A 26,761-nucleotide genomic window follows, 5' to 3' on the forward strand; every position below is an offset into this window, starting at 1 on the left:
CTCGAAGGGGGCTTTTTTTTAGCTCAGCGTGGAGGGCAGCCAGCAACTGGCGATTAACCCGCCCTCAGGCGCATTCTCCAGCTTCAGATTGCCACGGTGTAACTGCACGATACGCTGGACAATACTCAGCCCCAGCCCACTGCCACCAAAACGTTGGTCGAGACGACGGAACGGCTCGGTAATCGAGTGGCGATGCGCCTCGTCGATGCCTGGCCCCTGATCGATAACGCTGACCTGGGTGCCCTCGTCGTGCTCCGTTAGCGTGACTGTGATAGTCGTACCCGCCGGGCTATAGCGCGCCGCATTCTCCAGCAGATTGCGCAGCATCAATCTCAGAAGTACCGGATCGCCCTGAACGGTCAGTGGACTTTGAACCGGCCAGATGACGCTGTGCTCTTTCGCCTCATGTTCTAACGCCAGCGGCGCGATAATATGCTCAGTCCAGTTGACCGTATCATAATGGCCGCTGGCCATTGCCTGCCCCGCTCGCGCCAGCATCAACAGCTGTTCGACGGTATGCATCAGCTGATCGATGCGATGAATCAGCGTCGCAGCCTGTGGTGAGCCTGACTGAGACATGAGTTCCAGATGAAGCCGGATACCAGCGAGCGGTGTACGTAGCTCATGGGCCGCGTCAGCCGTGAATAAGCGCTCCTGCTTGATGGTGTGGTCCAGACGCGCAAGCAGCTGATTCAGCGACGTAGTCACCGCTCCAATCTCTTCCATATCGGAAAAAAGAGGCAGGGGAGTAAGATTATCCGCCGACCGGTTGGCGAGACTGACGCGCAGTTTGTTTAGCGGGCGCGTAATCCAGGTGATGGCCCAGAAGGAGAAGAGCAGGGTAAAACCGACCATGACCAGCGAAGGCACCAGCAGCGAGGCTATGGCTTCGCGGATCTCCTTCTCGACATGTTGGTTACGCGATTTTGCCGACAGGGTTTCACTCACCAGAAAGCCAATTTGCTCGCGGCTTTCATGCCACAGCCAAATCACGCTAATCAACTGGAAAAATAACAGAATGACCGCCAGCAAAACCATCAATCGCCGACGCATGCTGTTCATTTTTGACTCTCCAGGCGATAGCCCACGCCGCGAACGGTTTTGATGCGGTCTTTACCGAGCTTGCGCCGCAGATTGTGAATATGGACCTCAAGGGTGTTTGATCCCGGATCGTCCTGCCAGGAATAGATATCCTGCTGGAGAGTTTCGCGGTGCACCGTTTGTCCGGTGCGCATAATCAGCCGCGTGAGCAGAGCGAACTCTTTCGGAGTGACTTCGACCGCCTGCGAATGACGCATCACCTGTTGGGTTTGCAAATTTAGCGTCAGATCGCCATCCGTCACCAGATTGTCACTGTGCCCCTGATAGCGACGGATCAGCGCGCGAACGCGAGCCTGTAGCTCGGCCAGGGCAAAGGGTTTCACCAGATAATCATCTGCGCCGGAGTCGAGGCCATTGATTCGGTCTGCGAGGGCATCGCGCGCTGTCAGGATCAGCACCGGATTTTCAACGCCGCGGCGGCGCCACTGGCTCAGCAACGTAGCGCCGTCTTTATCGGGCAGCCCTAAATCCAGGATCACCAGACTGTACTCGCCGCTTTGAATCAGCGAGTCAGCTTCTGCCGCAGTGGCGGCACAATCAAGCGCATATCCTTCGTTGGCCAGTGCCAGCGCCAGACCTTCCTGTAATAACAGGTCGTCTTCAACAATGAGTAATTTCATCGCTAGTTATTCTGGTAGATGTCCTTGTAAAGCCTGCTTTCGAAACGCACCAGAGGGATACGGCGATTACGCTGGTCGCTCGGTTCGACGGCATAGCCGGAAAGATACTGCACAAACGCCATGCGTTGGCCGCTGGCCGTCGTAATAAAGCCTGCCAGGTTATACACCCCTTGCAGTGAACCCGTTTTGGCGGAAACTTTGCCGTCTACGCCAGCAGCGTGCAGACCTGCACGGTACTGAAGAGATCCATCGTAACCCGCGAGAGGGAGCATCGAGATAAAGTTTAGCTCAGTGTCGTGCTGCGCAATGTACTGAAGAACCTGCATCATTGTTGCAGGTGAGATCAAATTATGGCGCGAAAGGCCGGAGCCATCGACCGCAATAGTGTTACCAAGATCGATCCCCGCCTGCTGGCGCAAGATCTGGCGAACGGCATCGGAACCTGCACGCCACGTACCGGGAACGCCAAATCGGGCATGGCCGATCATGCGAAACACCGTATCTGCGATCATGTTGTCGGACTTTTTCAGCATAATCTTAAGCAGATCGTGCAACGGCGCGGACTGTTTGCTGGCAATCACCGTGCCGGGTTCATTGGACTGCGTCTGGCGCAGCAGCGTCCCGGAATAGCTGATATTGGCCTGTTTCAGCTCATCTTTCAGAATGGCACCGGCGTAGCTGGCACCATCCTGAATGGCGAATGCCAGCGGCAGCGGGTCGGCACGCTGCGTCAGGCATCCGGTCAGGGTAAAGCGGTTCAGATCGCCAGGTACCACATCCAGCTCGCAATACTGTGCATCAGGGGAGCCTTTCGCCAGCGTGCGTACCTGGCTGAACATGGTGACGGGGTAGTAGGACGCCACGCGAATAAAGGCTAAATCATTGGCCTTAGGCGCGCTGTACAGCGAGACGGAGAAGCAGTTACGGTCGACGATTGCCGCAGACGGCGGGGCGCTAAAGCACTGAGTCATGTCGTTCCACGGCCAGCCGGGGGCTTTGTCGTGGCTGGCAAAAATGGAGGTGTCGATCAGCACGTTGCCGTCGATTTTCTGCACCCCTGACTTTTTCAGCACCGCGACCATATTGCGGATATCCTGGCGCTTAAATGTCGGATCGCCGCCAAAACGGGCGATTAAATCGCCTTTCAGGACGCCGTCATCCACGCTGCCTTTGCTTTCCAGCGTGGTGGTGAAGCGGAAATCGGGCCCCAGCTGCAAGAGCGCAGCCAGAGCTGTAATCACTTTCTGTGTACTGGCGGGGAGTGCCATTTGCTGGCTGTGATAGTCAATCTCCGGCGCCTGGGCACCCACTTTTTGCACCATCAGCGCAAGGTTAGCGCCAGCTGGGAGTTGATTAATATACTCATCCACATTCGCTGCCTGGACAGTGAACGCCACACTGGTAGTCAATCCGATGATAAATCTGGAAAATCGCATAATCTCGCGCTAACAACCCGTAAACAAACCGTCATACTACGGTGCAACGCCCTGTAAAGTAAACGATGACCCATAGTGAACTTCGCGGTAAAATGCGCATCAAATTGAAAAATTGCTGCTGACCTGGAACTTTGCTTCCGGGCAGTTTTCTTTTGCTCCCGACCTGTGACACGCTTTGACGCCTGCGAGGCCGGAAGTCGGAGTGAGTGAGTCGCTCCCAACAGGAATGTTTAAGAGGTATAACAAATGCAAGCTATTCCGATGACCTTACGTGGTGCCGAAAAACTGCGCGAAGAACTGGATTTTCTGAAATCTGTTCGCCGTCCTGAAATCATCGCCGCAATCGCGGATGCGCGTGAGCATGGCGACCTGAAAGAGAACGCGGAGTATCACGCCGCGCGTGAACAGCAAGGCTTCTGTGAAGGCCGTATCAAAGATATTGAAGCGAAACTGTCGAATGCACAGGTGATCGATATCAGCAAAATCCCGAACAATGGCCGCGTGATTTTTGGTTCTACCGTGACGGTACTGAACCTGGACAATGACGAAGAGCAGGCTTACCGCATTGTGGGCGATGACGAGGCGGACTTTAAACAGAACCTCATCTCCGTTAACTCGCCGATTGCCCGTGGTCTGATTGGCAAAGAGCAGGACGATGTGGTGGTGATCCGCACGCCTGGCGGCGAAGTGGAATACGAAATTATTAAGGTCGAGTACCTGTAATTCGCATCTCACGGCAGTTGTTGATACATTGTAAAGAAAGGAAAAAGGCCGCATAGCGGCCTTTTATCAACTCACGGAGCATGGCATTTTGCTCACCTGCTATTGGAAATCCCTCGTTTTACACTGAAAAAGTGTTCGATTCAGGATATTCTTAGCGTGGCAGCGAGATTTTACGCTCTTTAGACGGGCGGTAGAGCACCAGCGTTTTACCGATAACCTGTACATTACAGGCACCGGTATTGCGCACGATAGCTTCCACGATCAGGGTTTTCGTGTCTCTGTCTTCAGAGGCAATTTTCACCTTAATCAGCTCGTGGTGCTCCAGCGCTTGTTCGATCTCGGCAAGCACCCCTTCGGTCAAACCATTGTTGCCAAGCATGACTACAGGCTTGAGTGGATGTGCCAGACCTTTAAGGTGCTGTTTTTGTTTAGTACTCAGATTCATCGTATATTTTTGCTTACGTTGGGATTGAAAACGGTTCATTCTACCGCCATCTCCCTTATATCGCCAAATAGCTGCGTAGAAATTTACGTCAAAGGCAGGTTACGATGAACCAGGACGGAAAGTTAAATGACAGGTAAAAAGCGTTCTGCCAGCTCCAGCCGCTGGCTCCAGGAACACTTTAGCGATAAATATGTTCTTCAGGCACAGAAAAAGGGGTTACGTTCCCGTGCCTGGTTTAAACTTGATGAAATACAGCAAAGTGACAAACTCTTTAAACCGGGAATGACGATTGTTGACCTCGGTGCGGCACCTGGCGGATGGTCACAGTACGCTGTGACACAAATTGGTGGCCAGGGGCGAATCATCGCATGCGATCTTTTACCAATGGATCCGATTGTCGGTGTTGACTTCCTTCAGGGCGATTTTCGTGATGAATTAGTCCTGAAAGCATTACTCGAACGTGTAGGTGACAGTAAAGTTCAGGTTGTCATGTCTGATATGGCGCCAAATATGTGCGGAACACCAGCGGTGGATATTCCCCGTTCCATGTATCTGGTTGAACTTGCGTTAGAAATGTGTCGTGATGTTCTAGCGCCTGGTGGTAGTTTTGTAGTGAAGGTGTTCCAGGGCGAAGGTTTCGAGGAGTATCTTAAGGAAATTCGCTCCCTGTTTGCGAAGGTGAAAGTTCGTAAGCCGGACTCTTCCCGTGCTCGTTCACGTGAAGTGTATATTGTAGCGACCGGGCGGAAATGATAACCGGCTGACTTCGGACGAACGTTCGAAAGACACTGGATAGAGAGTCTCCTGACGCTGTTTTTAACACAGTTGTAATATGAGGTTAATCCCTTGAGTGACATGGCGAAAAACCTAATACTCTGGCTGGTCATTGCCGTTGTGCTGATGTCAGTGTTCCAGAGCTTTGGGCCCAGCGAGTCGAATGGCCGCAAGGTGGATTATTCTACCTTCCTGCAAGAGGTCAATCAGGACCAGGTTCGCGAAGCGCGTATCAACGGACGTGAGATCAACGTTACCAAGAAAGATAGTAACCGTTACACGACTTACATCCCGGTGAACGATCCTAAGCTGCTTGATAACCTTCTGACTAAAAACGTCAAGGTGGTAGGTGAGCCGCCTGAAGAGCCAAGCCTGCTGGCTTCTATCTTCATTTCCTGGTTCCCGATGCTGCTGCTTATCGGTGTCTGGATCTTCTTCATGCGCCAAATGCAGGGCGGCGGTGGCAAAGGTGCCATGTCGTTCGGTAAGAGCAAAGCGCGCATGCTGACGGAAGATCAGATCAAGACCACGTTTGCCGACGTCGCAGGTTGTGACGAAGCAAAAGAAGAAGTGGCGGAACTGGTTGAATACCTGCGTGAGCCGAGCCGTTTCCAGAAACTGGGCGGTAAGATCCCGAAAGGCGTTCTGATGGTTGGTCCTCCGGGTACCGGTAAAACCCTGCTGGCGAAAGCCATTGCGGGTGAAGCGAAAGTCCCGTTCTTTACCATTTCAGGTTCTGACTTCGTTGAAATGTTCGTGGGTGTCGGTGCATCTCGTGTGCGTGACATGTTCGAGCAGGCTAAGAAGGCAGCACCGTGCATTATCTTCATCGATGAAATCGATGCCGTAGGCCGCCAGCGTGGCGCGGGTCTGGGCGGCGGTCACGATGAACGTGAGCAGACTCTGAACCAGATGCTGGTTGAGATGGACGGCTTCGAAGGTAACGAAGGTATCATCGTTATCGCGGCGACTAACCGTCCAGACGTACTTGACCCTGCGCTGCTGCGTCCAGGCCGTTTCGACCGCCAGGTTGTGGTCGGTCTGCCGGATGTTCGTGGTCGTGAACAGATCCTTAAAGTCCACATGCGTCGCGTACCGCTGTCTCCGGACATCGATGCGGCAATTATCGCACGTGGTACGCCGGGCTTCTCCGGTGCTGACCTGGCAAACCTGGTCAACGAAGCAGCGCTGTTTGCCGCTCGCGGTAACAAACGCGTCGTGTCGATGGTGGAGTTCGAGAAAGCGAAAGACAAAATCATGATGGGTGCGGAACGTCGCTCCATGGTGATGACTGAAGCGCAGAAAGAGTCCACGGCATACCACGAAGCAGGCCATGCGATTATTGGTCGTCTGGTACCGGAACACGATCCGGTGCATAAAGTGACCATTATCCCGCGCGGTCGCGCATTGGGTGTGACCTTCTTCCTGCCGGAAGGCGATGCGATTAGCGCCAGCCGTCAGAAGCTGGAAAGCCAAATTTCGACCCTGTACGGCGGTCGTCTGGCTGAAGAGATTATCTACGGTGTGGAGCATGTTTCTACCGGTGCGTCTAACGACATCAAAGTCGCGACTAATCTGGCGCGTAACATGGTTACTCAGTGGGGCTTCTCCGACAAACTCGGTCCGCTGCTGTACGCGGAAGAGGAAGGCGAAGTGTTCCTGGGCCGCTCTGTAGCAAAAGCGAAACATATGTCCGATGAAACCGCGCGTATCATCGATCAGGAAGTGAAGGCGCTGGTTGAACGCAACTATGGCCGCGCACGTGAAATCCTGAATGACAACCTGGACATTCTGCACTCAATGAAAGATGCGCTCATGAAATATGAGACCATTGATGCTCCGCAGATTGACGACCTGATGGCTCGCCGGGAAGTGCGTCCGCCAGCAGGTTGGGAAGATCCAGGCGCTTCCAATAATTCTGACAACAATGGCACCCCGCGTGCACCGCGTCCGGTCGATGAACCGCGTACGCCAAATCCGGGCAATACCATGTCAGAACAGTTAGGCGACAAATAAGTCACCGCTGAAGATGTATTTATCTTCACCTGAAACCCTGGAGCTTGCTCCGGGGTTTTTCTTATCTGCATAACTCAAAATACCAGGGATTTAGCCATGAAACTTTTCGCCCAGGACACGACTCTCGATCTCTCACATCCCCATGTGATGGGCATCCTGAACGTTACCCCTGACTCCTTTTCCGACGGCGGCACGCATAACACGCTGATTGACGCGGTGAAGCATGCCAATCTGATGATCAATGCAGGCGCAACGATTATTGATATCGGCGGTGAATCGACGCGCCCCGGTGCGGCGGACGTGAGTGTGGAAGAAGAGTTATCACGCGTGATCCCGGTGGTTGAGGCTATCGCCCAGCGCTTTGAAGTCTGGATCTCCGTCGACACCTCTAAGCCGGAAGTCATTCGTGAATCGGCGAGAGTGGGTGCTCACATCATTAATGATATTCGCTCTCTGTCTGAGCCTGGTGCCCTTGAGGCTGCCGCAGAAACCGGTTTGCCGGTCTGCCTGATGCACATGCAGGGCCAGCCAAAAACGATGCAGGAAGCTCCAAAATATTCTGATGTGTTCGCGGACGTGAATCGCTACTTTATTGAGCAAATCGCGCGCTGTGAGCGTGCCGGTATCGCAAAAGAGAAATTGCTGCTCGACCCGGGATTCGGTTTCGGTAAAAATCTCTCCCATAACTATGAGCTGCTTGCACGCTTATCGGAATTTCACCATTTTGGCTTGCCGTTGCTGGTCGGGATGTCGCGAAAAACCATGGTCGGGCAATTGCTGAATGTTGGCCCGAGCGAACGTCTGAGCGGCAGCCTTGCCTGCGCGGTGATCGCGGCTATGCAAGGTGCTCACATTATTCGCGTCCATGACGTCAAAGAGACAGTAGAAGCTATGCGTGTGGTTGAAGCCACATTGTCAGCGAAGGAAAACAAACGCTATGAGTAATCGTAAATATTTTGGCACCGATGGTATCCGTGGGCGCGTGGGTGATGCACCCATTACTCCTGAATTTGTGCTTAAGCTGGGTTGGGCGGCAGGTAAGGTACTGGCGCGTCATGGCTCGCGTAAGATCATCATCGGTAAAGACACCCGTATTTCCGGCTATATGCTGGAGTCGGCATTAGAGGCAGGGCTTTCAGCCGCCGGGCTTTCCGCTTCCTTTACCGGTCCAATGCCAACCCCTGCGGTGGCTTATCTGACGCGCACCTTCCGCGCTGAAGCCGGTATTGTGATTTCAGCTTCCCATAACCCGTTCTACGACAACGGCATCAAATTCTTCTCCATCGATGGCACCAAATTGCCGGATGAAGTCGAAGAGGCCATCGAAGCAGAAATGGAAAAAGAGCTGACCTGCGTTGACTCTTCTGAGCTGGGCAAAGCCAGCCGTATTGTGGATGCAGCGGGCCGTTACATCGAATTCTGTAAAGGCACCTTCCCGAACGAACTGAGCCTGAGCCATCTCAAAATTGTGGTCGATTGTGCCAATGGCGCGACCTACCACATTGCGCCAAACGTGTTCCGTGAACTCGGCGCTAAAGTGATTGCTATCGGCTGTGAGCCAGACGGCGTCAACATCAACGAAGAAGTGGGCGCCACTGACGTGCGCGCGCTGCAGGCCCGCGTTCTGGCTGAGAAAGCTGACCTGGGGATTGCGTTTGACGGTGATGGCGACCGCGTCATCATGGTTGATCACGAAGGTAATAAGGTCGATGGCGATCAGATCCTCTATATCATCGCCCGTGAAGGACTGCGTCAGGGACAGCTTCGCGGTGGCGCGGTAGGTACGCTGATGAGCAACATGGGTCTTGAGCTGGCGCTGAAGCAGCTGGGTATTCCATTTGCGCGTGCTAAAGTGGGCGACCGCTATGTGCTGGAAAAATTGCAGGAAAAAGGCTGGCGCATCGGGGCTGAAAACTCCGGTCACGTGATCCTGCTCGACAAAACCACTACGGGTGACGGTATCGTCGCCAGTCTGCAGGTGGTTGCCGCGATGGTGCGTAACCATATGAGCCTGCACGATCTTTGCACCGGCATGAAAATGTTCCCGCAGATTCTGGTGAATGTTCGCTTTACCGCGGGTAAAGGCGATCCGCTAGAAAATGAGAACGTGAAAACGGTGATGGCGGAAGTCGAAGCTGCCCTCGGGAATCGTGGCCGCGTGTTGCTGCGTAAATCCGGAACTGAGCCGCTTATTCGCGTGATGGTTGAAGGTGAAGACGAGCAGCAGGTTACTGAGTTTGCTCATCGAATCGCCGATGCGGTAAAAACCGCATAACTTCGCACAGTAAGTGTTTAAAAAGGCGACGCTTGTCGCCTTTATTTTGCCCGACAGATGCGCTTTTGCTGTTTTTTTCCGCAGTTGATACAATGCGCTGAAATTGCCCTTGCGAAGGTCATTCGCTTTGGTTAGTATTCACACCCGCTTCAGTGGGAAACACAATTCCTGCTAAATTGGTCGAAGCATTGGTATGCGGCAACTCCGCAAGGAACAGGTTGATTATGTACGAAGCTCTTTTAGTTGTTTTCCTTATTGTAGCCATCGCTCTTGTAGCGCTGATCATGCTGCAGCAAGGTAAAGGCGCTGATATGGGAGCCTCCTTCGGAGCAGGCGCTTCCGGTACGCTGTTTGGTTCAAGTGGTTCTGCGAACTTCATGACCCGTACAACGGCTATTCTGGCTACGCTGTTCTTCATCATCAGTCTGGCGCTTGGCAATATCAATAGCAACAAGACCACAAAAGGAAGCGAGTGGGACAATCTGAGTGCTCCGTCTAAAACTGAGCAGACTCAGCCAGCTGAACCGGCTAAGCCGACCAGCGATATCCCGCACTAAGTACTCAGTACCGAGGTGGTGGAATTGGTAGACACGCTACCTTGAGGTGGTAGTGCCCTAACGGGCTTGTGGGTTCGAGTCCCATCCTCGGTACCAATATTCCTGAAAAAAGACGTCGAAAGACGTCTTTTTTTTCGTCTGTATCTTTTGAGTCCCTGTTTCACAGACCCGGTAAACGCAGTACCACCGGCCATAACGAGCTTTTGGCAGTGCGCTTACCCGCCCGACAAAAGAATATCAGGCCAACAAAAAAGGCGCCATCAGGCGCCTTTTGCATGTCTTTATTAAGAATTACTTCTTGTCGCTGTGTTCCAGATTCTCAACCTGCGGCAGGCCATTGCCGGAAGAGGCAGAGAGCAGACCGGTTTCGATGTAGTTGAACAGCTTCTCACGGGTGTCGGTGATATCCAGGTTACGCATGGTTAACTGACCGATACGATCGTCCGGGGAGAACACGGAATCACCTTTCTCCATGGTCAGACGCTCTGCTTTATAGGTCAGGTTGTCAGACACGGTGTTCAGGATGGAATAATCATTGCCACGACGCAGTTCCAGAGTCACTTCACCGGTGATAGCGCTTGCAACCCAACGCTGCAGAGCATCACGCAGCATCAGTGCCTGTGGATCAAACCAGCGGCCCTGGTACAGCAGTTTACCCAGTTGACGACCGTGGGAGTGATACTGCTCAATGGTGTCTTCGTTGTGAATACCGGTCAGCAGACGCTCGTAAGCAATGTGCAGCAGTGCCATCCCCGGGGCTTCATAGATGCCACGGCTCTTCGCTTCGATAATACGGTTTTCAATCTGATCGCTCATGCCTAAGCCGTGGCGACCACCGATGCGGTTTGCTTCCAGCATCAGCTCGACGTCATCAGCGAACGTTTGACCATTCAGGGCAACCGGGTGGCCACGCTCAAAGCGTACCGTTACTTCTTCAGCCTGGATTTTGACGTTTTCGTCCCAGAACTTCACGCCCATGATCGGGTTAACGATCTTCACGCTGGAGTTCAGGAATTCCAGGTCTTTCGCTTCGTGCGTCGCACCCAGCATATTGGAGTCGGTGGAGTAGGCTTTCTCAACTGACATTTTGTAGTCGAAGCCGCAGGCGATCATGAACTCGGACATCTCATGGCGGCCGCCCAGCTCGTCAATAAAGTCGGTATCCAGCCACGGTTTATAAATCTGCAGCTCGGCGTTTGTCAGCAGACCATAGCGATAGAAACGCTCAATGTCGTTGCCTTTATAGGTGCTACCATCGCCCCAGATGTTCACGCCATCGTCTTTCATGGCGGCAACCAGCATCGTGCCCGTCACCGCACGACCCAGCGGTGTGGTGTTGAAATAGGTCAGACCGCCCGTAGTGTTATGGAATGCACCGCACTGAATCGCAGCGATACCTTCCGCAACCAGCTGCTTACGGCAGTCAATCAGACGTGCGTTCTCTGCGCCATATTCCATGGCACGACGAGGGATCGCATCATAATCTTCCTCATCCGGCTGACCCAGGTTCGCAGTATAAGCATAAGGAACCGCTCCCTTTTGGCGCATCCACAGCAGTGCAGCGCTGGTATCCAGGCCGCCAGAAAAAGCGATGCCAATACGTTGTCCTACCGGAAGATGCTTGAGAATCGTCGTCATAAAATAAAACCCTGCTTGATTGACTGATTAGAGACCGCTTTCGCTCTCATTGCATGTTTATGCAAAATAAGTGAGTTTTCATTTAATCATCTTTTGTCGATGACCGGAAGAGATTCGTGCATTTTTTGTGAAAAATCCTGTGCTGCTGCCTGTTGCGAGGCAAACAGGAAAAAAGACACAAGCCTTTAACGTTATTCAGCGTAGCGCATGGAAACCAGAGTTGACAGCGGAATGCTCTAACCAATATAATGCATGCAGATTTTACGTCCCGTCCTCGGTACCAAATCCCAGCATTATTTGCATTTTTTACCCAAAACGAGTAAAATTTGCCACGTTTCAGGCGCGGGGTGGAGCAGCCTGGTAGCTCGTCGGGCTCATAACCCGAAGGTCGTCGGTTCAAATCCGGCCCCCGCAACCACTTTCCTATAAAGTTCTTTTTCAAATATACTGTGAAGACTCAGAGCCTTCGTAGCTGGATTTGAAAAAATTCTTTCAGAAAGTGCTCCAGGCCGCAGTTGCGGCTATAGGGTTCAGTTATCTAAAGCCCCGATTTATCGGGGTTTTTTGTTATCTGACTACAGAATAACTGGGCTTTAGGCCCTTTTTTTATGTCTTGGGGGTGGGCTTGTCCACATTAGAGCAAAAATTAACAGAGATGATTAAGGCACCGGTCGAAGCACTGGGCTACGAACTGGTCGGCATCGAATTTATTCGCAGCCGCACATCCACGCTGCGCATCTATATTGATAGTGAAGATGGCATCAATGTTGATGATTGTGCTGATGTCAGCCACCAGGTTAGTGCAGTTCTTGACGTTGAAGATCCTATTACTGTTGCCTATAACCTGGAAGTTTCCTCGCCTGGTCTCCACCGTCCGATGTTCACCGCTGAGCACTACACGCGGTATCTCGGTGAAGAAGTGACTGTCGTTCTGCGTATGGCTGTGCAAAACCGCCGTAAATGGCAGGGCATTATTAAGGCCGTTGATGGTGAGATGATCACGGTGACAGTCGAAGGCAAAGATGAAGTGTTCGCGCTGAGTAATATCCAGAAGGCGAACCTGGTTCCCCACTTTTAACAGTCTGGATTGAGGTGAAAAGCCCGCGATGAACAAAGAAATTTTGGCTGTTGTTGAAGCCGTCTCTAACGAGAAATCACTGCCGCGTGAGAAGATTTTCGAAGCGCTGGAAAGTGCACTGGCTACAGCAACCAAGAAAAAATACGAACAAGAGATCGATGTTCGCGTAGAAATCGATCGTAAAAGTGGTGACTTCGATACCTTCCGCCGTTGGGTGATCGTCGAAGAAGTGACCCAACCAACCAAAGAAATCACGCTTGAAGCGGCTCGTTATGAAGACGAAAGCTTCAACGTTGGCGAATATGTTGAAGATCAGATCGAATCTGTCACCTTCGACCGTATCACCACTCAGACCGCTAAGCAGGTTATCGTACAGAAAGTGCGTGAAGCTGAGCGCGCGATGGTGGTTGATCAGTTCCGCGAACACGAAGGTGAAATCATCACCGGTGTGGTGAAGAAAGTGAACCGTGACAACATCTCTCTGGATCTGGGCAGCAACGCTGAAGCCGTGATCCTGCGTGAAGACATGTTGCCGCGTGAGAACTTCCGTCCAGGCGACCGTATCCGCGGCGTTCTGTACGCAGTGCGTCCGGAAGCGCGTGGTGCGCAGCTCTTCGTCACTCGCTCTAAGCCAGAAATGCTGATCGAACTGTTCCGCATTGAGGTGCCAGAAATCGGTGAAGAAGTTATCGAGATCAAAGCAGCGGCCCGCGATCCGGGTTCTCGCGCTAAGATCGCGGTAAAAACCAACGATAAGCGTATCGACCCGGTCGGTGCTTGCGTTGGTATGCGTGGCGCACGTGTCCAGGCTGTTTCTACTGAACTGGGCGGCGAGCGCATTGATATCGTGCTTTGGGACGACAACCCGGCACAATTCGTGATTAACGCTATGGCTCCGGCTGACGTGTCTTCTATCGTTGTCGACGAAGACAAGCACACCATGGATATCGCCGTTGAAGCAGGTAACCTGGCACAGGCTATCGGTCGTAACGGTCAGAACGTCCGTCTGGCGTCTCAGCTGAGCGGCTGGGATCTGAACGTAATGACGGTTGATGACCTGCAGGCTAAGCATCAGGCTGAAGCCCATGCAGCGATCGATAACTTTACGAAGTACCTGGATATCGACGAAGATTTCGCCACTGTCCTGGTCGAAGAAGGTTTCTCTTCGCTTGAAGAACTGGCCTATGTGCCAATTAAAGAACTGCTGGAAATTGACGGCCTGGATGAAGCAACCGTTGAAGCCCTGCGTGAACGCGCTAAAAACGCACTGACCACCCTGGCGCTGGCTCAGGAAGAAAGCCTTGGTGATAACAAGCCGGCTGATGACCTGCTGAATCTGGAAGGTCTTGATCGTGCGATTGCGTTCAAGCTGGCTGCCCGTGGTGTTTGTACGCTGGAAGATCTCGCTGAGCAAGGCGTTGATGACCTGGCTGATATCGAAGGTTTAACCGACGAGAAAGCCGGCGAACTCATCATGGCCGCACGTAATATTTGCTGGTTCGGCGACGAAGCGTAATAAACTGTAGCAGGAAGGAACAGCATGACTGATGTAACTGTAAAATCGCTGGCTGCTGAGATTCAGACCCCTGTGGACCGCCTGGTACAGCAATTTGCTGATGCAGGGATCCCAAAGGCTGCTGATGACTCAGTAACTGCACAAGAAAAACAAACTTTGTTAGCGCACCTGAACCGTGAACACGGTTCAACGCCTGACAAACTGACGTTGCAGCGTAAAACGCGCAGCACGTTAAATGTTCCAGGTACCGGTGGAAAAAGCAAATCGGTACAAATCGAAGTCCGCAAGACACGCACCTTTGTAAAACGTGATCCGCAAGAGGCCGAGCGCCTTGCAGCGGAAGAGCAGGCGCAGCGTGAAGCGGAAGAGCAAGCCCATCGTGAGGCAGAAGAAACAGCCAAGCGTGAGGCAGTATTAAAAGCTGAACGTGAGGCCGCTGAAAAAGCGAAACGCGATGCCAGTGATAAAGCAAAGCGTGAAGCTGCGGAAAAAGACAAAGTGAGCAATCAACAAACTGACGAAATGACCAAAACCGCCCAGGCAGAAAAAGCCCGTCGTGAAACTGAAGCAGCCGACCTGAAGCGTAAAGCGGAAGAAGAAGCACGTCGCAAGCTCGAAGAAGATGCGCGTCGCGTAGCTGAAGAAGCACGTCGTATGGCGGAAGAAAATGCCGGTGTTTGGGCTGAGCAAGAAAAAGAGAAAGGTGAAGAGGATAAGAGCGATTATCACGTCACGACTTCTCAGCATGCTCGCCAGGCCGAAGATGAGAACGATCGTGAAGTTGAAGGCGGCCGTGGCCGTACTCGCACGACTAAAGCGGCTCGTCCTCAGAAGAAAGGCAACAAGCACTCTGAATCCAAAGCTGACCGTGAAGAAGCGCGCGCCGCTGTTCGCGGTGGTAAAGGTGGCAAGCGTAAAGGTTCCTCTTTACAGCAGGGCTTCCAGAAACCTGCTCAGGCCGTTAACCGCGACGTTGTGATTGGCGAAACCATCACCGTGGGCGACCTGGCAAACAAAATGGCTGTTAAAGGTTCTCAGGTCATCAAAGCGATGATGAAACTGGGCGCAATGGCAACCATTAACCAGGTTATCGATCAGGAAACCGCGCAGCTGGTTGCTGAAGAGATGGGCCACAAAGTTATCCTGCGTCGTGAAAACGAGCTGGAAGAAGCGGTAATGAGCGACCGTGACACCGGCGCTGCGGCAGAATCCCGCGCACCCGTTGTGACCATCATGGGTCACGTTGACCACGGTAAAACCTCTCTGCTGGACTACATTCGTTCAACGAAAGTGGCCTCTGGCGAAGCGGGCGGCATTACCCAGCACATCGGTGCTTACCACGTTGAAACTGACAACGGTATGATCACCTTCCTGGATACCCCGGGTCACGCCGCGTTTACCTCTATGCGTGCTCGTGGTGCACAAGCAACGGATATCGTTGTTCTGGTTGTAGCAGCAGACGATGGCGTGATGCCACAGACAATCGAAGCAATCCAGCACGCGAAAGCGGCGCAGGTGCCAGTGGTTGTTGCTGTGAACAAGATCGATAAGCCAGAAGCTGATATGGATCGCGTTAAAAACGAACTGTCCCAGTACGGCGTTATGCCGGAAGAGTGGGGCGGTGAGTCTCAGTTCATCCCAGTATCTGCAAAAGCGGGTACCGGTATTGATGACCTGCTGAACGCAATCCTGCTGCAGGCTGAAGTTCTGGAGCTGAAAGCCGTTCGTAAAGGCATGGCAAGCGGTGCCGTTATCGAATCCTTCCTGGATAAAGGTCGTGGTCCGGTTGCAACAGTTCTAGTCCGTGAAGGTACGCTGAACAAAGGCGACATCGTACTGTGTGGCTTCGAATACGGTCGTGTTCGTGCGATGCGTAACGAACTGGGTCAGGAAGTTCTGGAAGCTGGTCCATCCATTCCTGTGGAAATCCTGGGTCTGTCAGGTGTTCCGGCTGCCGGTGATGAAGTGACCGTTGTTCGTGACGAGAAGAAAGCGCGTGAAGTTGCACTGTATCGTCAGGGTAAATTCCGTGAAGTTAAGCTGGCTCGTCAGCAGAAATCTAAACTCGAGAACATGTTCGCTAACATGACTGAAGGCGAAGTTCACGAAGTGAACGTCGTACTGAAAGCAGACGTTCAGGGTTCTGTGGAAGCGATCTCCGACTCTTTACTGAAACTGTCTACCGACGAAGTGAAAGTGAAGATCATCGGTTCTGGTGTCGGTGGTATCACCGAAACCGACGCAACCCTGGCTGCGGCGTCCAACGCGATTCTGGTTGGCTTCAACGTTCGTGCTGATGCTTCTGCGCGTAAAGTTATCGATTCAGAAAGCCTGGATCTGCGCTACTACTCCGTCATCTACCATCTGATCGACGAAGTGAAAGCAGCGATGAGCGGCATGCTGTCTCCAGAACTGAAACAGCAGATCATCGGTTTGGCTGAAGTTCGTGACGTGTTCAAATCACCGAAATTTGGTGCGATCGCGGGTTGTATGGTTACCGAAGGTACCATCAAACGTCATAACCCAATCCGCGTTCTACGTGACAACGTGGTTATCTACGAAGGCGAGCTGGAATCCCTGCGCCGCTTCAAAGATGACGTTAACGAAGTCCGTAACGGCATGGAATGTGGTATCGGCGTTAAGAACTACAACGATGTTCGCGTTGGCGATATGATCGAAGTGTTCGAAATCATCGAAATCCAGCGTAGCATTGCTTAATCCCCGAAAGGATTAAGAAAATTGTAAGCCGGGTAAGCGAAGCGCCACCCGGCATGAAATATCAAAAGGGGCTTATGGCCCCTTTTTTGTCTGGAGAATTTATTATGGCGAAAGAATTTGGTCGCCCACAGCGCGTGGCTCAGGAGATGCAGAAAGAGATCGCACTCATCCTGCAACGCGAAATCAAAGACCCACGCGTGGGTATGATGACCACTGTTTCGGGCGTTGAGATGTCCCGTGATCTGGCCTATGCCAAAGTGTTCGTCACGTTCCTGAACGACAAAGACGAAGCCGCTGTTAAGAATGGCATTAAAGCATTGCAGGAAGCCTCTGGTTTTATCCGCTCTCTGCTCGGTAAAGCGATGCGTCTGCGTATCGTGCCGGAGCTGACTTTCTTCTACGATAACTCGCTGGTAGAAGGTATGCGGATGTCCAACCTGGTGACCAGCGTGGTTAAACATGACGATGAACGTCGTGTGAACCCGGACGACAGCAAGGAGGACTGATGAGTCGTCCTCGTCGTCGCGGTCGCGACGTGCACGGCGTGCTGCTGCTGGATAAACCTCAGGGCGCATCCAGCAATGACGTGCTGCAAAAAGTGAAGCGTCTTTATAACGCAAATCGCGCCGGGCATACCGGTGCGCTGGACCCACTGGCGACTGGCATGCTGCCGGTCTGTCTGGGCGAAGCAACCAAGTTTTCTCAGTACCTGCTCGATTCCGATAAGCGCTATCGCGTGATCGCGAAGCTTGGGCAGCGTACGGACACCTCCGACGCAGACGGTCAGGTTGTCGAAGAGCGTCCGGTGACCTTCAGTGCCGAGCAGCTTCAGGCCGCGCTGGAAAGCTTCCGTGGGGATACCCTGCAGGTGCCGTCCATGTATTCGGCGCTGAAGTATCAGGGCAAAAAGCTCTACGAATATGCCCGCCAGGGGATTGAAGTACCGCGTGAAGCGCGCCCGATCACCGTCTACGAACTGCTGTTCATTCGCCACGAAGGTGACGAACTGGAATTGGAAGTTCACTGCTCGAAAGGCACGTACATTCGCACCATCATTGACGATCTGGGTGAAAAACTGGGCTGTGGCGCGCATGTGATTTACCTGCGTCGTCTTGCGGTCAGTAAATATCCAGTTGAACGTATGGTGACGCTTGAGCATCTTCGCGCGCTGGTCGATCAGGCAGAAGAGCAGGGGATCTCCCCGGCCGATTTGCTTGACCCGCTGCTGATGCCGATGGACAGCCCGGCTGCTGATTTCCCGGTTGTGAATTTGCCCCTGACTTCATCCGTTTACTTTAAAAACGGCAATCCGGTTCGCACGACAGATACCCCGCATACCGGGCTGGTCCGCGTTACCGAAGGCGAAGAAAACAAGTTTATCGGAATGGGTGAAATCGACGACGAAGGCCGCGTCGCACCGCGTCGCCTGGTTGTTGAATATCCCCTCTAAGCGATTTACTTGCCTTGCGATAAGCAGGGGAGACGGGTAGAATATCGCCGCTTAACGTCGGGCAAATTGTTTAACAATCTGCGCGGCGTAAACTGGGGTTGCTGAATTAGAGATCGGCACCCTTTCATTCTTTATTTTTTGGAGTTCATCATGTCTCTAAGCGTTGAAGCTAAAGCTAAAATCGTTTCCGAGTTCGGTCGTGGTACTAACGACAGCGGTTCTACCGAAGTTCAGGTTGCCCTGCTGACTGCACAGATTAACCACCTGCAGGGTCACTTTGCAGAGCACAAAAAAGATCACCACAGCCGTCGTGGTCTGCTGCGTATGGTTTCTCAGCGTCGTAAACTGCTCGACTACCTGAAACGTAAAGATGTTGCACGCTACACCGCGCTGATCGAGCGTCTGGGTCTGCGTCGCTAAGTCTTGCGAGTTTCAGAAAAAGGGGCCTAATGGCCCCTTTTTTCAACCAGACGGCAGCAATTCACTGGAAACTATTGTATTGTTGCTATAAATGATCTTCATTGCAGAGGTTCGCGCGGCTAATGAGAGGCTTCACCCATGGGGGTGTCGGTTGTCATTAGTCGCGAGGATGCGAAGAAGGTCGGGTTAAATCGACAGCACACCGAAGGTGTGCTGTCATTCATTAAGAAAGGACAGAATTTTGCTGAATCCGATCGTTCGTAAATTCCAGTATGGTCAGCATACCGTCACGCTGGAAACCGGCATGATGGCACGTCAGGCTACTGCTGCCGTTATGGTAAGCATGGATGACACCGCTGTATTCGTGACCGTTGTAGGCCAGAAAAAAGCAAAACCAGGTCAGGACTTCTTCCCTCTGACCGTGAACTATCAGGAGCGTACCTACGCTGCTGGTAAAATCCCGGGTGGCTTCTTCCGTCGTGAAGGTCGTCCAAGCGAAGGCGAAACCCTGATTGCGCGTCTGATTGACCGCCCGGTTCGTCCGCTGTTCCCGGAAGGCTTCGTAAACGAAGTTCAGGTTATCGCGACCGTTGTTTCCGTTAACCCACAGGTTAACCCGGACATCGTGGCGATGATCGGTGCATCCGCTGCACTCTCCCTGTCAGGCATTCCATTCAACGGTCCTATCGGTTCTGCTCGCGTTGGTTATATCAACGACCAGTACGTACTGAACCCGACTCAGGATGAGCTGAAAGAAAGTAAGCTGGACCTGGTTGTTGCCGGTACCGAAGCTGCCGTACTGATGGTTGAATCCGAAGCAGAACTGCTGAGCGAAGACCAGATGCTGGGCGCCGTGGTATTCGGCCACGAGCAGCAGCAGATTGTTATCCAGAACATCAACGATCTGGTGAAAGAAGCCGGTAAACCACGTTGGGACTGGCAGCCAGAAGCCGTTAACGAAGCGCTGAACGCGCGCGTTGCTGCACTGGCAGAAGCGCGTCTGAGCGATGCATACCGCATCACTGACAAACAAGAGCGTTACGCGCAGATTGATGTCATCAAATCTGAAACTATCGCTACGCTGGTTGCAGAAGATGAATCCCTGGACGCGAACGAGCTGAGCGAAATCCTGCACGCTATCGAGAAAAATGCTGTACGTAGCCGCGTTCTGGCTGGCGAACCGCGTATCGATGGCCGCGAAAAAGACATGATCCGTGGTCTGGATGTGCGTACTGGCGTTCTGCCACGTACTCACGGTTCCGCACTGTTCACCCGTGGCGAAACTCAGGCGCTGGTAACCGCGACTCTGGGTACTGCACGTGACGCACAGAACATCGACGAACTGATGGGCGAGCGCACTGACAGCTTCCTGTTCCACTATAACTTCCCTCCGTACTCCGTAGGTGAAACCGGTATGGTTGGCTCGCCTAAGCGTCGTGAAATTGGTCACGGTCGTCTGGCGAAGCGCGGCGTGCTGGCAGTTATGCCGGAAGCTGACAAATTCCCGTACACCGTTCGTGTGGTTTCTGAAATCACCGAATCTAACGGTTCTTCTTCCATGGCTTCCGTGTGTGGCGCTTCCCTGGCTCTGATGGATGCAGGCGTGCCAATCAAAGCTGCTGTTGCGGGTATCGCAATGGGCCTGGTGAAAGAAGGCGACAACTTTGTTGTTCTGTCTGACATTCTGGGCGACGAAGATCACCTGGGCGATATGGACTTCAAAGTAGCGGGTTCCCGCGAAGGTATCTCTGCACTGCAGATGGATATCAAAATTGAAGGTATCACCAAAGAGATCATGCAGGTTGCACTGAACCAGGCTAAAGGTGCGCGTCTGCACATCCTGGGCGTGATGGAGCAGGCGATCAACGCGCCACGCGGCGACATTTCTCAGTTCGCACCGCGTATCCACACCATTAAGATCAGCCCAGACAAGATCAAAGATGTGATCGGTAAAGGTGGTTCTGTTATCCGTGCTCTGACTGAAGAGACCGGCACCACTATCGAAATCGAAGATGACGGTACTGTGAAGATCGCAGCGACCGACGGCGAAAAAGCGAAATTCGCGATTCGTCGTATCGAAGAGATCACTGCAGAAATCGAAGTGGGTCGCATCTACAATGGTAAAGTGACCCGTATCGTTGACTTTGGCGCGTTCGTTGCCATCGGTGGCGGTAAAGAAGGTCTGGTACACATCTCTCAGATCGCTGACAAGCGCGTTGAGAAAGTGACCGACTACCTGCAGATGAACCAGGAAGTCCCGGTTAAAGTTCTGGAAGTTGACCGCCAGGGCCGTATCCGTCTGAGCATTAAAGAAGCGACCGAGCAGTCTCAGCCTGCTGCCGCGCCGGAAGCCCCGGCCGCAGAACAAGGCGAGTAAGGTTGCATTTGCCCTCCGCTTCGGCGGGGGGCGTATTATCAGGCAGGACGCCTTGTTAGCAGCCGGGGGACAGGACGTTCATCCAATAGTTGTCTTCGGGAGTGGGAAATGAAGCCTTTTTTGCGCTGGTGTTTCGTTGCGACAGCTTTAACGCTGGCAGGATGCAGCAACTCTGCCTGGCGTAAGAGCGAAGTCCTCGCAGTGCCATTGCAACCGACTTTGCAGCAGGAAGTGATTCTGGCACGCATGGAACAAATTCTTGCCAGTCGGGCTTTAACCGATGATGAACGCGCACAGCTTTTATATGAGCGCGGAGTGTTGTATGATAGTCTCGGTCTGAGGGCACTAGCGCGAAATGATTTTTCACAAGCGCTGGCAATCCGACCTGATATGCCTGAAGTATTCAATTACTTAGGTATATATTTAACGCAGGCAGGCAATTTTGATGCTGCCTATGAAGCGTTTGATTCTGTACTTGAGCTTGATCCAACTTACAACTACGCGCACTTGAATCGCGGTATCGCATTGTATTACGGCGGTCGTGACAAGTTAGCGCAAGATGATCTGCTGGCGTTTTATCAAGACGATCCTAATGATCCTTTCCGCGTCCTGTGGCTTTACATCGTTGAGCAGAAGCTCAATGAGAAGCAGGCGAAAGTGGCGTTAAAACAACGCTTCGAGAAATCGGACAAGGAACAATGGGGATGGAACATTGTCGAGTTCTACCTGGGCAACATTAGCGAAGCAACGCTGATGGATAGGCTCAAGGCGGACGCAACGGATAACACCTCGCTCGCTGAGCATCTCAGTGAAACCAACTTCTATTTAGGTAAGTACTACCTAAGTCTGGGGGATATGGACAGCGCTACGGCACTGTTCAAATTAGCGGTTGCTAACAACGTCCACAACTTCGTTGAGCACCGTTATGCATTGTTGGAATTATCGCTCTTGGGCCAGGAGCAAGACGACCTGGCAGAATCGGACCAGCAATAGCTGACGTCACCACATCAGCCCGTAATCATTTTTTTGATTGCCATCACCTTAACTGGTGAGGGCGTTGTTGTTCGTCAATACACCTACTTTGAGCCGGTTCACACTTTTCAATGAAAATTGCTAATCATTTTCACGACGAGTTATGTAGACTGGCCGCCATTAATATCGAGGCACTTGTACTACATGGCTGAATTCGAAACCACTTTTGCAGATCTGGGCCTGAAGGCCACTATCCTTGAAGCCCTTAACGATCTGGGTTACGAAAAACCATCTCCGATCCAGGCTGAATGCATCCCGCATCTGCTCTCTGGTCGTGACGTGCTGGGCATGGCCCAGACTGGTAGCGGTAAAACCGCAGCGTTCTCGCTGCCACTGCTGCACAACATTGATCCGGAACTGCGTGCACCGCAGATCCTCGTACTCGCTCCGACCCGTGAACTGGCTGTTCAGGTAGCGGAAGCGATGACTGAATTCTCTAAACACATGCGCGGCGTGAACGTGGTAGCCCTTTACGGCGGCCAGCGTTATGACGTGCAGCTACGCGCCCTGCGTCAGGGTCCACAGATTGTTGTCGGTACACCTGGCCGTCTGCTGGATCACCTGAAACGCGGTACTCTGGATCTCTCTAAACTGAGCGGTCTGGTACTGGATGAAGCTGACGAAATGCTGCGCATGGGCTTCATCGAAGACGTAGAAACCATTATGGCGCAGATCCCAGAAGGTCATCAGACCGCTCTGTTCTCTGCAACGATGCCAGAAGCGATCCGTCGTATTACTCGTCGCTTCATGAAAGATCCGCAGGAAGTGCGTATCCAGTCCAGCGTAACCACTCGCCCGGACATCAGCCAGAGCTACTGGTCTGTATACGGTATGCGTAAAAACGAAGCGCTGGTGCGTTTCCTGGAAGCAGAAGATTTTGATGCGGCGATTATCTTCGTTCGTACCAAAAACGCGACCCTGGAAGTGGCTGAAGCCCTGGAACGTAGCGGCTATAACAGCGCAGCGCTGAACGGCGACATGAACCAGTCCCTGCGTGAGCAGACTCTGGAGCGTCTGAAAGACGGTCGTCTGGATATCCTGATTGCAACCGACGTGGCAGCACGTGGTCTGGACGTTGAACGTATCAGCCTGGTTGTGAACTACGACATCCCTATGGATTCCGAGTCTTACGTTCACCGTATCGGTCGTACCGGTCGTGCGGGTCGTGCTGGCCGTGCTCTGCTGTTCGTTGAGAACCGTGAGCGTCGTCTGCTGCGTAACATCGAACGCACCATGAAGCTGACCATTCCAGAAGCAGAACTGCCAAACGCAGACCTGCTGGGCAAACGCCGCCTGGAAAAATTCGCCGCGAAAGTACAGCAGCAGCTGGAAAGCAGCGATCTGGATCAGTACCGTGCTCTGCTGGCGCAAATCCAGCCGACTGTGGAAGGCGAAGAGCTGGACATCGAAACTCTGGCTGCAGCGCTGCTGAAAATGGCACAGGGCGAACGCGCTCTGATCGTGCCACCTGATGCACCGATGCGTCCTAAGCGTGAATTCCGTGAGCGCGATGAGCGTTTCGAGCGTCGCGGTAACGATCGTAATGACCGTGGCCCACGTGGCGACCGTCCAGAGCGTAGCGGTGAAGACCGTCCACGTCGTGAGCGTCGTGACGCAGGCGATATGGAACTGTACCGCATTGAAGTTGGCCGTGATGATGGTGTTGAAGTTCGTCATATCGTTGGCGCTATCGCGAACGAAGGCGACATCAGCAGCCGTTATATCGGTAACATCAAGCTGTTCGGTACGCACTCTACGATCGAACTGCCAAAAGGCATGCCGGGCGAAGTTCTGCAGCACTTTACTCGCACCCGCATCCTGAACAAACCGATGAACATGCAGCTGATGGGCGATGCCCAGCCGCGTCCTGATCGTGGTCCTCGCCGCGAAGGTGATCGTCCAGCGGGCGAGCGTCGTTTCGGTGGCGGTGAGCGTCGTGAAGGCGGTCGTGGTCCTCGTCGTGATGGCGCAGCACCAGCCGGTGCAGGTCGCTTCAGCGGTGAGCGTCGCGAAAACCGCGGCCCACGTCGCGATGAAGGTACTGCACGTCGTCGTGACGCGTAATTGCCACGCCTGATCGCGTAAAGTAATCATTACAGCCCCGATATTTTTTATCGGGGCTTTTTTTATTCCATTTGTACTATCGTACTGGTACAGTGCGACACATTAAAATGCAGTAGCAAAATGTTTAACTGGAGAAACGGCTGTATGGCGACACTAACCACCACACAAACTTCACCTTCGCTGCTCGGCGGCGTGGTGATTATCGGCGGGACGATAATCGGCGCAGGGATGTTTTCCCTGCCAGTGGTCATGTCCGGTGCGTGGTTCTTCTGGTCGCTGGCAGCGCTGGTGTTTACCTGGTTCTGCATGCTGCATTCCGGGCTGATGATCCTTGAGGCGAACCTGAACTACCGCATCGGGTCGAGCTTCGACACCATCACTAAAGACCTGCTCGGGAAAGGCTGGAACCTGGTAAACGGCATCTCAATAGCTTTCGTGTTGTATATTCTGACCTACGCCTACATTTCGGCGAGCGGTTCGATACTGCACCACACGTTTTCTGAAATGTCGCTGAATGTCCCGGCGCGTGTGGCGGGTCTGATCTTCGCGCTGGCCGTGGCGTTTATCGTCTGGATGAGCACCAAAGCGGTGAGCCGCATGACCGCCATCGTCCTCGGTGCAAAAGTTATCACTTTCTTCCTGACCTTCGGCAGCCTGCTGGGCCATGTCACGCCCGCGACGCTGTTTAACGTCGCCGAAAGCCACGCATCGTACTCGCCGTACCTGCTGATGACGTTGCCATTCTGCCTGGCGTCATTTGGCTACCACGGTAACGTCCCGAGCCTGATGAAGTATTACGGCAAAGATCCTCGCACCATTATTCGCTGCCTGGTTTACGGCACGCTGCTGGCGCTGGGGCTGTATGTGATTTGGCTTTTGGGGACGATGGGTAACATCCCGCGTCCGGAATTTATCGGCATTGCGCAGAAGGGCGGCAACATCGATGTGCTGGTGCAGGCGCTGAGTGGCGTGCTGAACAGCCGCAGTCTGGATCTGCTGCTGGTAGTGTTCTCGAACTTTGCCGTGGCGAGTTCGTTCCTCGGGGTGACGCTGGGGCTGTTTGACTATCTGGCGGATTTGTTTGGCTTTGACGATTCCGCGTTGGGTCGTCTCAAAACCGCGCTGCTGACCTTCCTGCCGCCGATTGTCGGTGGCCTGCTGTGGCCGAACGGGTTCCTGTACGCTATCGGCTATGCTGGTTTAGCGGCCACCATCTGGGCGGCGATCGTTCCGGCGCTGCTGGCCCGCAAATCACGTAAACGCTTCGGCAGCCCAAAATTCCGCGTCTGGGGCGGCAAGCCGATGATTGCGCTGATTCTGATCTTTGGTGTCGGAAACGCACTGGTACATGTGCTGTCGAGCTTTGATGTGTTGCCGGTGTATCAGTAAGACGATTGCCGGATGGCCGCTGCGCCTTATCCGGCATAAAAATCTGCAGGCCCGGCAGGCGTATTGCCACCGGGCACAAACGCTATCCTAACAACTCTTCTTTCACCTGCATGGCCAGATCAAACGAGTGCAAACGCGCCTGGTGATCGAAAATCTGCCCGTTAACCATAATCTCGTCAGCCTGCGTTTCTCGTAGCACCGCCTCCAGCCCGTGACGCACTTTCGCTTTATCGCCCACCAGCGACATACTGAGCGCCTGTTGCACACCGTATTGTTCCGACGCTGACCACAGCTGATGCATATTCTCCACCGGCGGCGGCAGCTGTCCGCTCTCGCCGCGGCGCAGCTTCGCAAACGCCTGCTGCATGGAGGTAAAGAGGAATTCCGCATCGCGGTTGCTGTCGGCGGCGATAATGTTGATACACACCATCGCGTGCGGTTTTTCCAGCCGTTCGGACGGTTTGAACTGAGTGCGATAGAGATGCAGCGCCTGATGCAGCATATCCGGGGCAAAGTGGGAGGCAAACGCAAACGGCAGGCCGAGCTGCGCCGCCAGCTGTGCGCTATACAGACTTGAACCGAGCAGCCACACGGGGATCTTCTCGCCGTAACCGGGTACCGGGCGCACCTGCGGATGAGGATCGCGCGCATCAAACCAGTCCACCAGCTCTGCCACATCGCGCGGGAAGTTATCAATATCACCGCCCATATGACGACGCAGCGCACGCATAGTCGGCTGATCGCTGCCTGGCGCACGGCCAAGCCCTAAATCAATTCGCCCGGGATAGAGCGTATTCAGGGTGCCAAACTGTTCGGCAATCACCAGCGGGGAGTGGTTCGGCAACATTACGCCGCCCGAGCCGAGATGCAGAGTCGTGGTGTTTGCCGCCAGATAGCCAATCAGCACCGAGGTCGCCGCGCTGGCGATGCCCACCATGTTGTGATGTTCCGCCAGCCAGTAGCGATGATAGCCACGCTGTTCAGCGAGACGGGCGAGATCCAGAGAGTGAGAAAAAGCTTCTCGTGCCGAGGAGCCTTCTGGGATCGGCGCCAGATCGAGCACCGAAAAAGGAATGGATTTATCAGTCATAACAGCTCACTTTGTCGACGGTGAATCTTTTAATAGTGCATT

The 26,761-nt window shown here is 53.4% G+C and carries 23 protein-coding genes and 2 tRNA genes; 19 read left to right on the plus strand and 6 right to left on the minus strand.

Features of this window, described 5'->3' with window-relative positions; genetic code table 11:
• Nucleotides 1–18: 18 nt before the first annotated feature.
• The 3 genes from pmrB to dacB are packed head-to-tail and all read right to left on the minus strand — an operon-like array spanning nucleotide 19 to nucleotide 3,157.
• Nucleotides 19–1,062, minus strand: coding sequence for a two-component system sensor histidine kinase PmrB (gene pmrB / locus DAI21_RS07305; protein ID WP_107702766.1), 1,044 nt, complete (start codon nucleotides 1,060–1,062; stop codon nucleotides 19–21).
• Complete coding sequence (pmrA, locus tag DAI21_RS07310; protein WP_102105486.1) at nucleotides 1,059–1,721, minus strand: two-component system response regulator PmrA; 663 nt, start codon at nucleotides 1,719–1,721, stop codon at nucleotides 1,059–1,061. Before pmrA ends, pmrB begins: the two co-directional genes overlap by 4 nt.
• 2 nt (nucleotides 1,722–1,723) lie before the next feature.
• Nucleotides 1,724–3,157, minus strand: coding sequence for a serine-type D-Ala-D-Ala carboxypeptidase (gene dacB / locus DAI21_RS07315; protein ID WP_100778745.1), 1,434 nt, complete (start codon nucleotides 3,155–3,157; stop codon nucleotides 1,724–1,726).
• Nucleotides 3,158–3,403: 246 nt separating this feature from the next.
• Here dacB and greA point away from each other — a divergent pair, with 246 nt between their 5' ends.
• A complete protein-coding gene (greA, locus tag DAI21_RS07320; RefSeq protein ID WP_100778746.1) occupies nucleotides 3,404–3,880 on the plus strand; it encodes a transcription elongation factor GreA in 477 nt (158 codons plus the stop codon).
• A 151-nt stretch (nucleotides 3,881–4,031) separates the two neighbouring features.
• On the opposite strand, the gene yhbY is transcribed toward greA, so the two are convergent.
• Nucleotides 4,032–4,325, minus strand: coding sequence for a ribosome assembly RNA-binding protein YhbY (gene yhbY / locus DAI21_RS07325; RefSeq protein ID WP_095283563.1), 294 nt, complete (start codon nucleotides 4,323–4,325; stop codon nucleotides 4,032–4,034).
• A gap of 126 nt (nucleotides 4,326–4,451) precedes the next feature.
• Between yhbY and rlmE the strand changes: the two genes are divergently transcribed.
• The 6 genes from rlmE (at nucleotide 4,452) to DAI21_RS07360 (ending at nucleotide 10,043) form a co-directional block, all read left to right on the plus strand.
• The gene (gene rlmE / locus DAI21_RS07335; RefSeq protein WP_100778747.1) at nucleotides 4,452–5,078 is read left to right on the plus strand and encodes a 23S rRNA (uridine(2552)-2'-O)-methyltransferase RlmE; all 627 of its coding nucleotides are present in this window, start codon (nucleotides 4,452–4,454) and stop codon (nucleotides 5,076–5,078) included.
• Between the two features lie 102 nt (nucleotides 5,079–5,180).
• Nucleotides 5,181–7,115 carry an ATP-dependent zinc metalloprotease FtsH gene (gene ftsH, locus DAI21_RS07340; RefSeq protein WP_100778748.1) on the plus strand — a complete coding sequence of 645 codons (1,935 nt, stop codon included), beginning with the start codon at nucleotides 5,181–5,183 and terminating at the stop codon, nucleotides 7,113–7,115.
• Nucleotides 7,116–7,211: 96 nt separating this feature from the next.
• Nucleotides 7,212–8,060 (plus strand): dihydropteroate synthase, encoded by an 849-nt coding sequence (gene folP / locus DAI21_RS07345; RefSeq protein ID WP_100778749.1) that lies wholly within the window; start codon nucleotides 7,212–7,214, stop codon nucleotides 8,058–8,060.
• Nucleotides 8,053–9,390 carry a phosphoglucosamine mutase gene (gene glmM / locus DAI21_RS07350; RefSeq protein WP_107702767.1) on the plus strand — a complete coding sequence of 446 codons (1,338 nt, stop codon included), beginning with the start codon at nucleotides 8,053–8,055 and terminating at the stop codon, nucleotides 9,388–9,390. The genes folP and glmM overlap by 8 nt, the downstream gene beginning before the upstream one ends.
• 224 nt (nucleotides 9,391–9,614) lie before the next feature.
• A complete protein-coding gene (gene secG, locus DAI21_RS07355) occupies nucleotides 9,615–9,947 on the plus strand; it encodes a preprotein translocase subunit SecG (protein WP_100778751.1) in 333 nt (110 codons plus the stop codon).
• Nucleotides 9,948–9,956: 9 nt separating this feature from the next.
• A tRNA-Leu gene (locus DAI21_RS07360) sits at nucleotides 9,957–10,043 on the plus strand.
• Nucleotides 10,044–10,238: 195 nt separating this feature from the next.
• Here the strand turns inward: DAI21_RS07360 and argG are convergent.
• The gene (argG, locus tag DAI21_RS07365) at nucleotides 10,239–11,585 is read right to left on the minus strand and encodes an argininosuccinate synthase (RefSeq protein ID WP_100778752.1); all 1,347 of its coding nucleotides are present in this window, start codon (nucleotides 11,583–11,585) and stop codon (nucleotides 10,239–10,241) included.
• 341 nt (nucleotides 11,586–11,926) lie between these two features.
• Between argG and DAI21_RS07370 the strand changes: the two genes are divergently transcribed.
• The 12 genes from DAI21_RS07370 (at nucleotide 11,927) to mtr (ending at nucleotide 25,629) form a co-directional block, all read left to right on the plus strand.
• Nucleotides 11,927–12,003, plus strand: a tRNA-Met gene (locus DAI21_RS07370).
• A 207-nt stretch (nucleotides 12,004–12,210) separates the two neighbouring features.
• The gene (gene rimP / locus DAI21_RS07375; RefSeq protein ID WP_142503648.1) at nucleotides 12,211–12,663 is read left to right on the plus strand and encodes a ribosome maturation factor RimP; all 453 of its coding nucleotides are present in this window, start codon (nucleotides 12,211–12,213) and stop codon (nucleotides 12,661–12,663) included.
• 28 nt (nucleotides 12,664–12,691) lie between these two features.
• Complete coding sequence (gene nusA, locus DAI21_RS07380; RefSeq protein WP_100778754.1) at nucleotides 12,692–14,179, plus strand: transcription termination factor NusA; 1,488 nt, start codon at nucleotides 12,692–12,694, stop codon at nucleotides 14,177–14,179.
• A 24-nt stretch (nucleotides 14,180–14,203) separates the two neighbouring features.
• Entirely contained in the window at nucleotides 14,204–16,897 is a 2,694-nt protein-coding gene (gene infB / locus DAI21_RS07385; RefSeq protein ID WP_100778755.1) for a translation initiation factor IF-2, read from the plus strand.
• Between the two features lie 104 nt (nucleotides 16,898–17,001).
• The gene (gene rbfA / locus DAI21_RS07390) at nucleotides 17,002–17,403 is read left to right on the plus strand and encodes a 30S ribosome-binding factor RbfA (RefSeq protein WP_100778756.1); all 402 of its coding nucleotides are present in this window, start codon (nucleotides 17,002–17,004) and stop codon (nucleotides 17,401–17,403) included.
• Complete coding sequence (gene truB, locus DAI21_RS07395; RefSeq protein WP_100778757.1) at nucleotides 17,403–18,347, plus strand: tRNA pseudouridine(55) synthase TruB; 945 nt, start codon at nucleotides 17,403–17,405, stop codon at nucleotides 18,345–18,347. Before rbfA ends, truB begins: the two co-directional genes overlap by 1 nt.
• A gap of 150 nt (nucleotides 18,348–18,497) precedes the next feature.
• Nucleotides 18,498–18,767, plus strand: a complete 270-nt coding sequence (gene rpsO, locus DAI21_RS07400; protein ID WP_003861789.1) for a 30S ribosomal protein S15 — start codon at nucleotides 18,498–18,500, stop codon at nucleotides 18,765–18,767.
• A gap of 241 nt (nucleotides 18,768–19,008) precedes the next feature.
• Nucleotides 19,009–21,144: a polyribonucleotide nucleotidyltransferase gene (gene pnp / locus DAI21_RS07405; RefSeq protein ID WP_095283551.1), complete on the plus strand. Its 2,136-nt coding sequence runs from the start codon at nucleotides 19,009–19,011 to the stop codon at nucleotides 21,142–21,144.
• A 108-nt stretch (nucleotides 21,145–21,252) separates the two neighbouring features.
• Complete coding sequence (gene nlpI / locus DAI21_RS07410) at nucleotides 21,253–22,137, plus strand: lipoprotein NlpI (RefSeq protein ID WP_107702768.1); 885 nt, start codon at nucleotides 21,253–21,255, stop codon at nucleotides 22,135–22,137.
• 110 nt (nucleotides 22,138–22,247) lie between these two features.
• Complete coding sequence (yrbN, locus tag DAI21_RS07415; RefSeq protein WP_097919743.1) at nucleotides 22,248–22,328, plus strand: protein YrbN; 81 nt, start codon at nucleotides 22,248–22,250, stop codon at nucleotides 22,326–22,328.
• Complete coding sequence (locus DAI21_RS07420; RefSeq protein WP_100778759.1) at nucleotides 22,321–24,240, plus strand: DEAD/DEAH family ATP-dependent RNA helicase; 1,920 nt, start codon at nucleotides 22,321–22,323, stop codon at nucleotides 24,238–24,240. Before yrbN ends, DAI21_RS07420 begins: the two co-directional genes overlap by 8 nt.
• 144 nt (nucleotides 24,241–24,384) lie before the next feature.
• The gene (mtr, locus tag DAI21_RS07425; protein ID WP_100778760.1) at nucleotides 24,385–25,629 is read left to right on the plus strand and encodes a tryptophan permease; all 1,245 of its coding nucleotides are present in this window, start codon (nucleotides 24,385–24,387) and stop codon (nucleotides 25,627–25,629) included.
• A gap of 82 nt (nucleotides 25,630–25,711) precedes the next feature.
• On the opposite strand, the gene DAI21_RS07430 is transcribed toward mtr, so the two are convergent.
• On the minus strand, nucleotides 25,712–26,719 hold the full coding sequence (locus DAI21_RS07430) for a luciferase-like monooxygenase (RefSeq protein WP_100778761.1): 1,008 nt from the start codon (nucleotides 26,717–26,719) through the stop codon (nucleotides 25,712–25,714).
• Nucleotides 26,720–26,761: the final 42 nt, after the last annotated feature.

Origin of the sequence: Lelliottia sp. WB101 (assembly GCF_003051885.1) — a bacterium.
Taxonomy (GTDB): domain Bacteria; phylum Pseudomonadota; class Gammaproteobacteria; order Enterobacterales; family Enterobacteriaceae; genus Enterobacter; species Enterobacter nimipressuralis.

Excerpts from the sequence above, each read along its gene's own strand:
- pmrB (WP_107702766.1), bottom strand. The coding sequence starts at position 1,062 with ATGAACAGCATGCGTCGGCGATTGATGGTTTTGCTGGCGGTCATTCTG.
- pmrA (WP_102105486.1), bottom strand. The coding sequence starts at position 1,721 with ATGAAATTACTCATTGTTGAAGACGACCTGTTATTACAGGAAGGTCTG.
- dacB (WP_100778745.1), bottom strand. The coding sequence starts at position 3,157 with ATGCGATTTTCCAGATTTATCATCGGATTGACTACCAGTGTGGCGTTC.
- greA (WP_100778746.1), top strand. The coding sequence starts at position 3,404 with ATGCAAGCTATTCCGATGACCTTACGTGGTGCCGAAAAACTGCGCGAA.
- yhbY (WP_095283563.1), bottom strand. The coding sequence starts at position 4,325 with ATGAATCTGAGTACTAAACAAAAACAGCACCTTAAAGGTCTGGCACAT.
- rlmE (WP_100778747.1), top strand. The coding sequence starts at position 4,452 with ATGACAGGTAAAAAGCGTTCTGCCAGCTCCAGCCGCTGGCTCCAGGAA.
- ftsH (WP_100778748.1), top strand. The coding sequence starts at position 5,181 with ATGGCGAAAAACCTAATACTCTGGCTGGTCATTGCCGTTGTGCTGATG.
- folP (WP_100778749.1), top strand. The coding sequence starts at position 7,212 with ATGAAACTTTTCGCCCAGGACACGACTCTCGATCTCTCACATCCCCAT.
- glmM (WP_107702767.1), top strand. The coding sequence starts at position 8,053 with ATGAGTAATCGTAAATATTTTGGCACCGATGGTATCCGTGGGCGCGTG.
- secG (WP_100778751.1), top strand. The coding sequence starts at position 9,615 with ATGTACGAAGCTCTTTTAGTTGTTTTCCTTATTGTAGCCATCGCTCTT.
- argG (WP_100778752.1), bottom strand. The coding sequence starts at position 11,585 with ATGACGACGATTCTCAAGCATCTTCCGGTAGGACAACGTATTGGCATC.
- nusA (WP_100778754.1), top strand. The coding sequence starts at position 12,692 with ATGAACAAAGAAATTTTGGCTGTTGTTGAAGCCGTCTCTAACGAGAAA.
- infB (WP_100778755.1), top strand. The coding sequence starts at position 14,204 with ATGACTGATGTAACTGTAAAATCGCTGGCTGCTGAGATTCAGACCCCT.
- rbfA (WP_100778756.1), top strand. The coding sequence starts at position 17,002 with ATGGCGAAAGAATTTGGTCGCCCACAGCGCGTGGCTCAGGAGATGCAG.
- truB (WP_100778757.1), top strand. The coding sequence starts at position 17,403 with ATGAGTCGTCCTCGTCGTCGCGGTCGCGACGTGCACGGCGTGCTGCTG.
- rpsO (WP_003861789.1), top strand. The coding sequence starts at position 18,498 with ATGTCTCTAAGCGTTGAAGCTAAAGCTAAAATCGTTTCCGAGTTCGGT.
- nlpI (WP_107702768.1), top strand. The coding sequence starts at position 21,253 with ATGAAGCCTTTTTTGCGCTGGTGTTTCGTTGCGACAGCTTTAACGCTG.
- yrbN (WP_097919743.1), top strand. The coding sequence starts at position 22,248 with ATGAAAATTGCTAATCATTTTCACGACGAGTTATGTAGACTGGCCGCC.
- DAI21_RS07420 (WP_100778759.1), top strand. The coding sequence starts at position 22,321 with ATGGCTGAATTCGAAACCACTTTTGCAGATCTGGGCCTGAAGGCCACT.
- mtr (WP_100778760.1), top strand. The coding sequence starts at position 24,385 with ATGGCGACACTAACCACCACACAAACTTCACCTTCGCTGCTCGGCGGC.
- DAI21_RS07430 (WP_100778761.1), bottom strand. The coding sequence starts at position 26,719 with ATGACTGATAAATCCATTCCTTTTTCGGTGCTCGATCTGGCGCCGATC.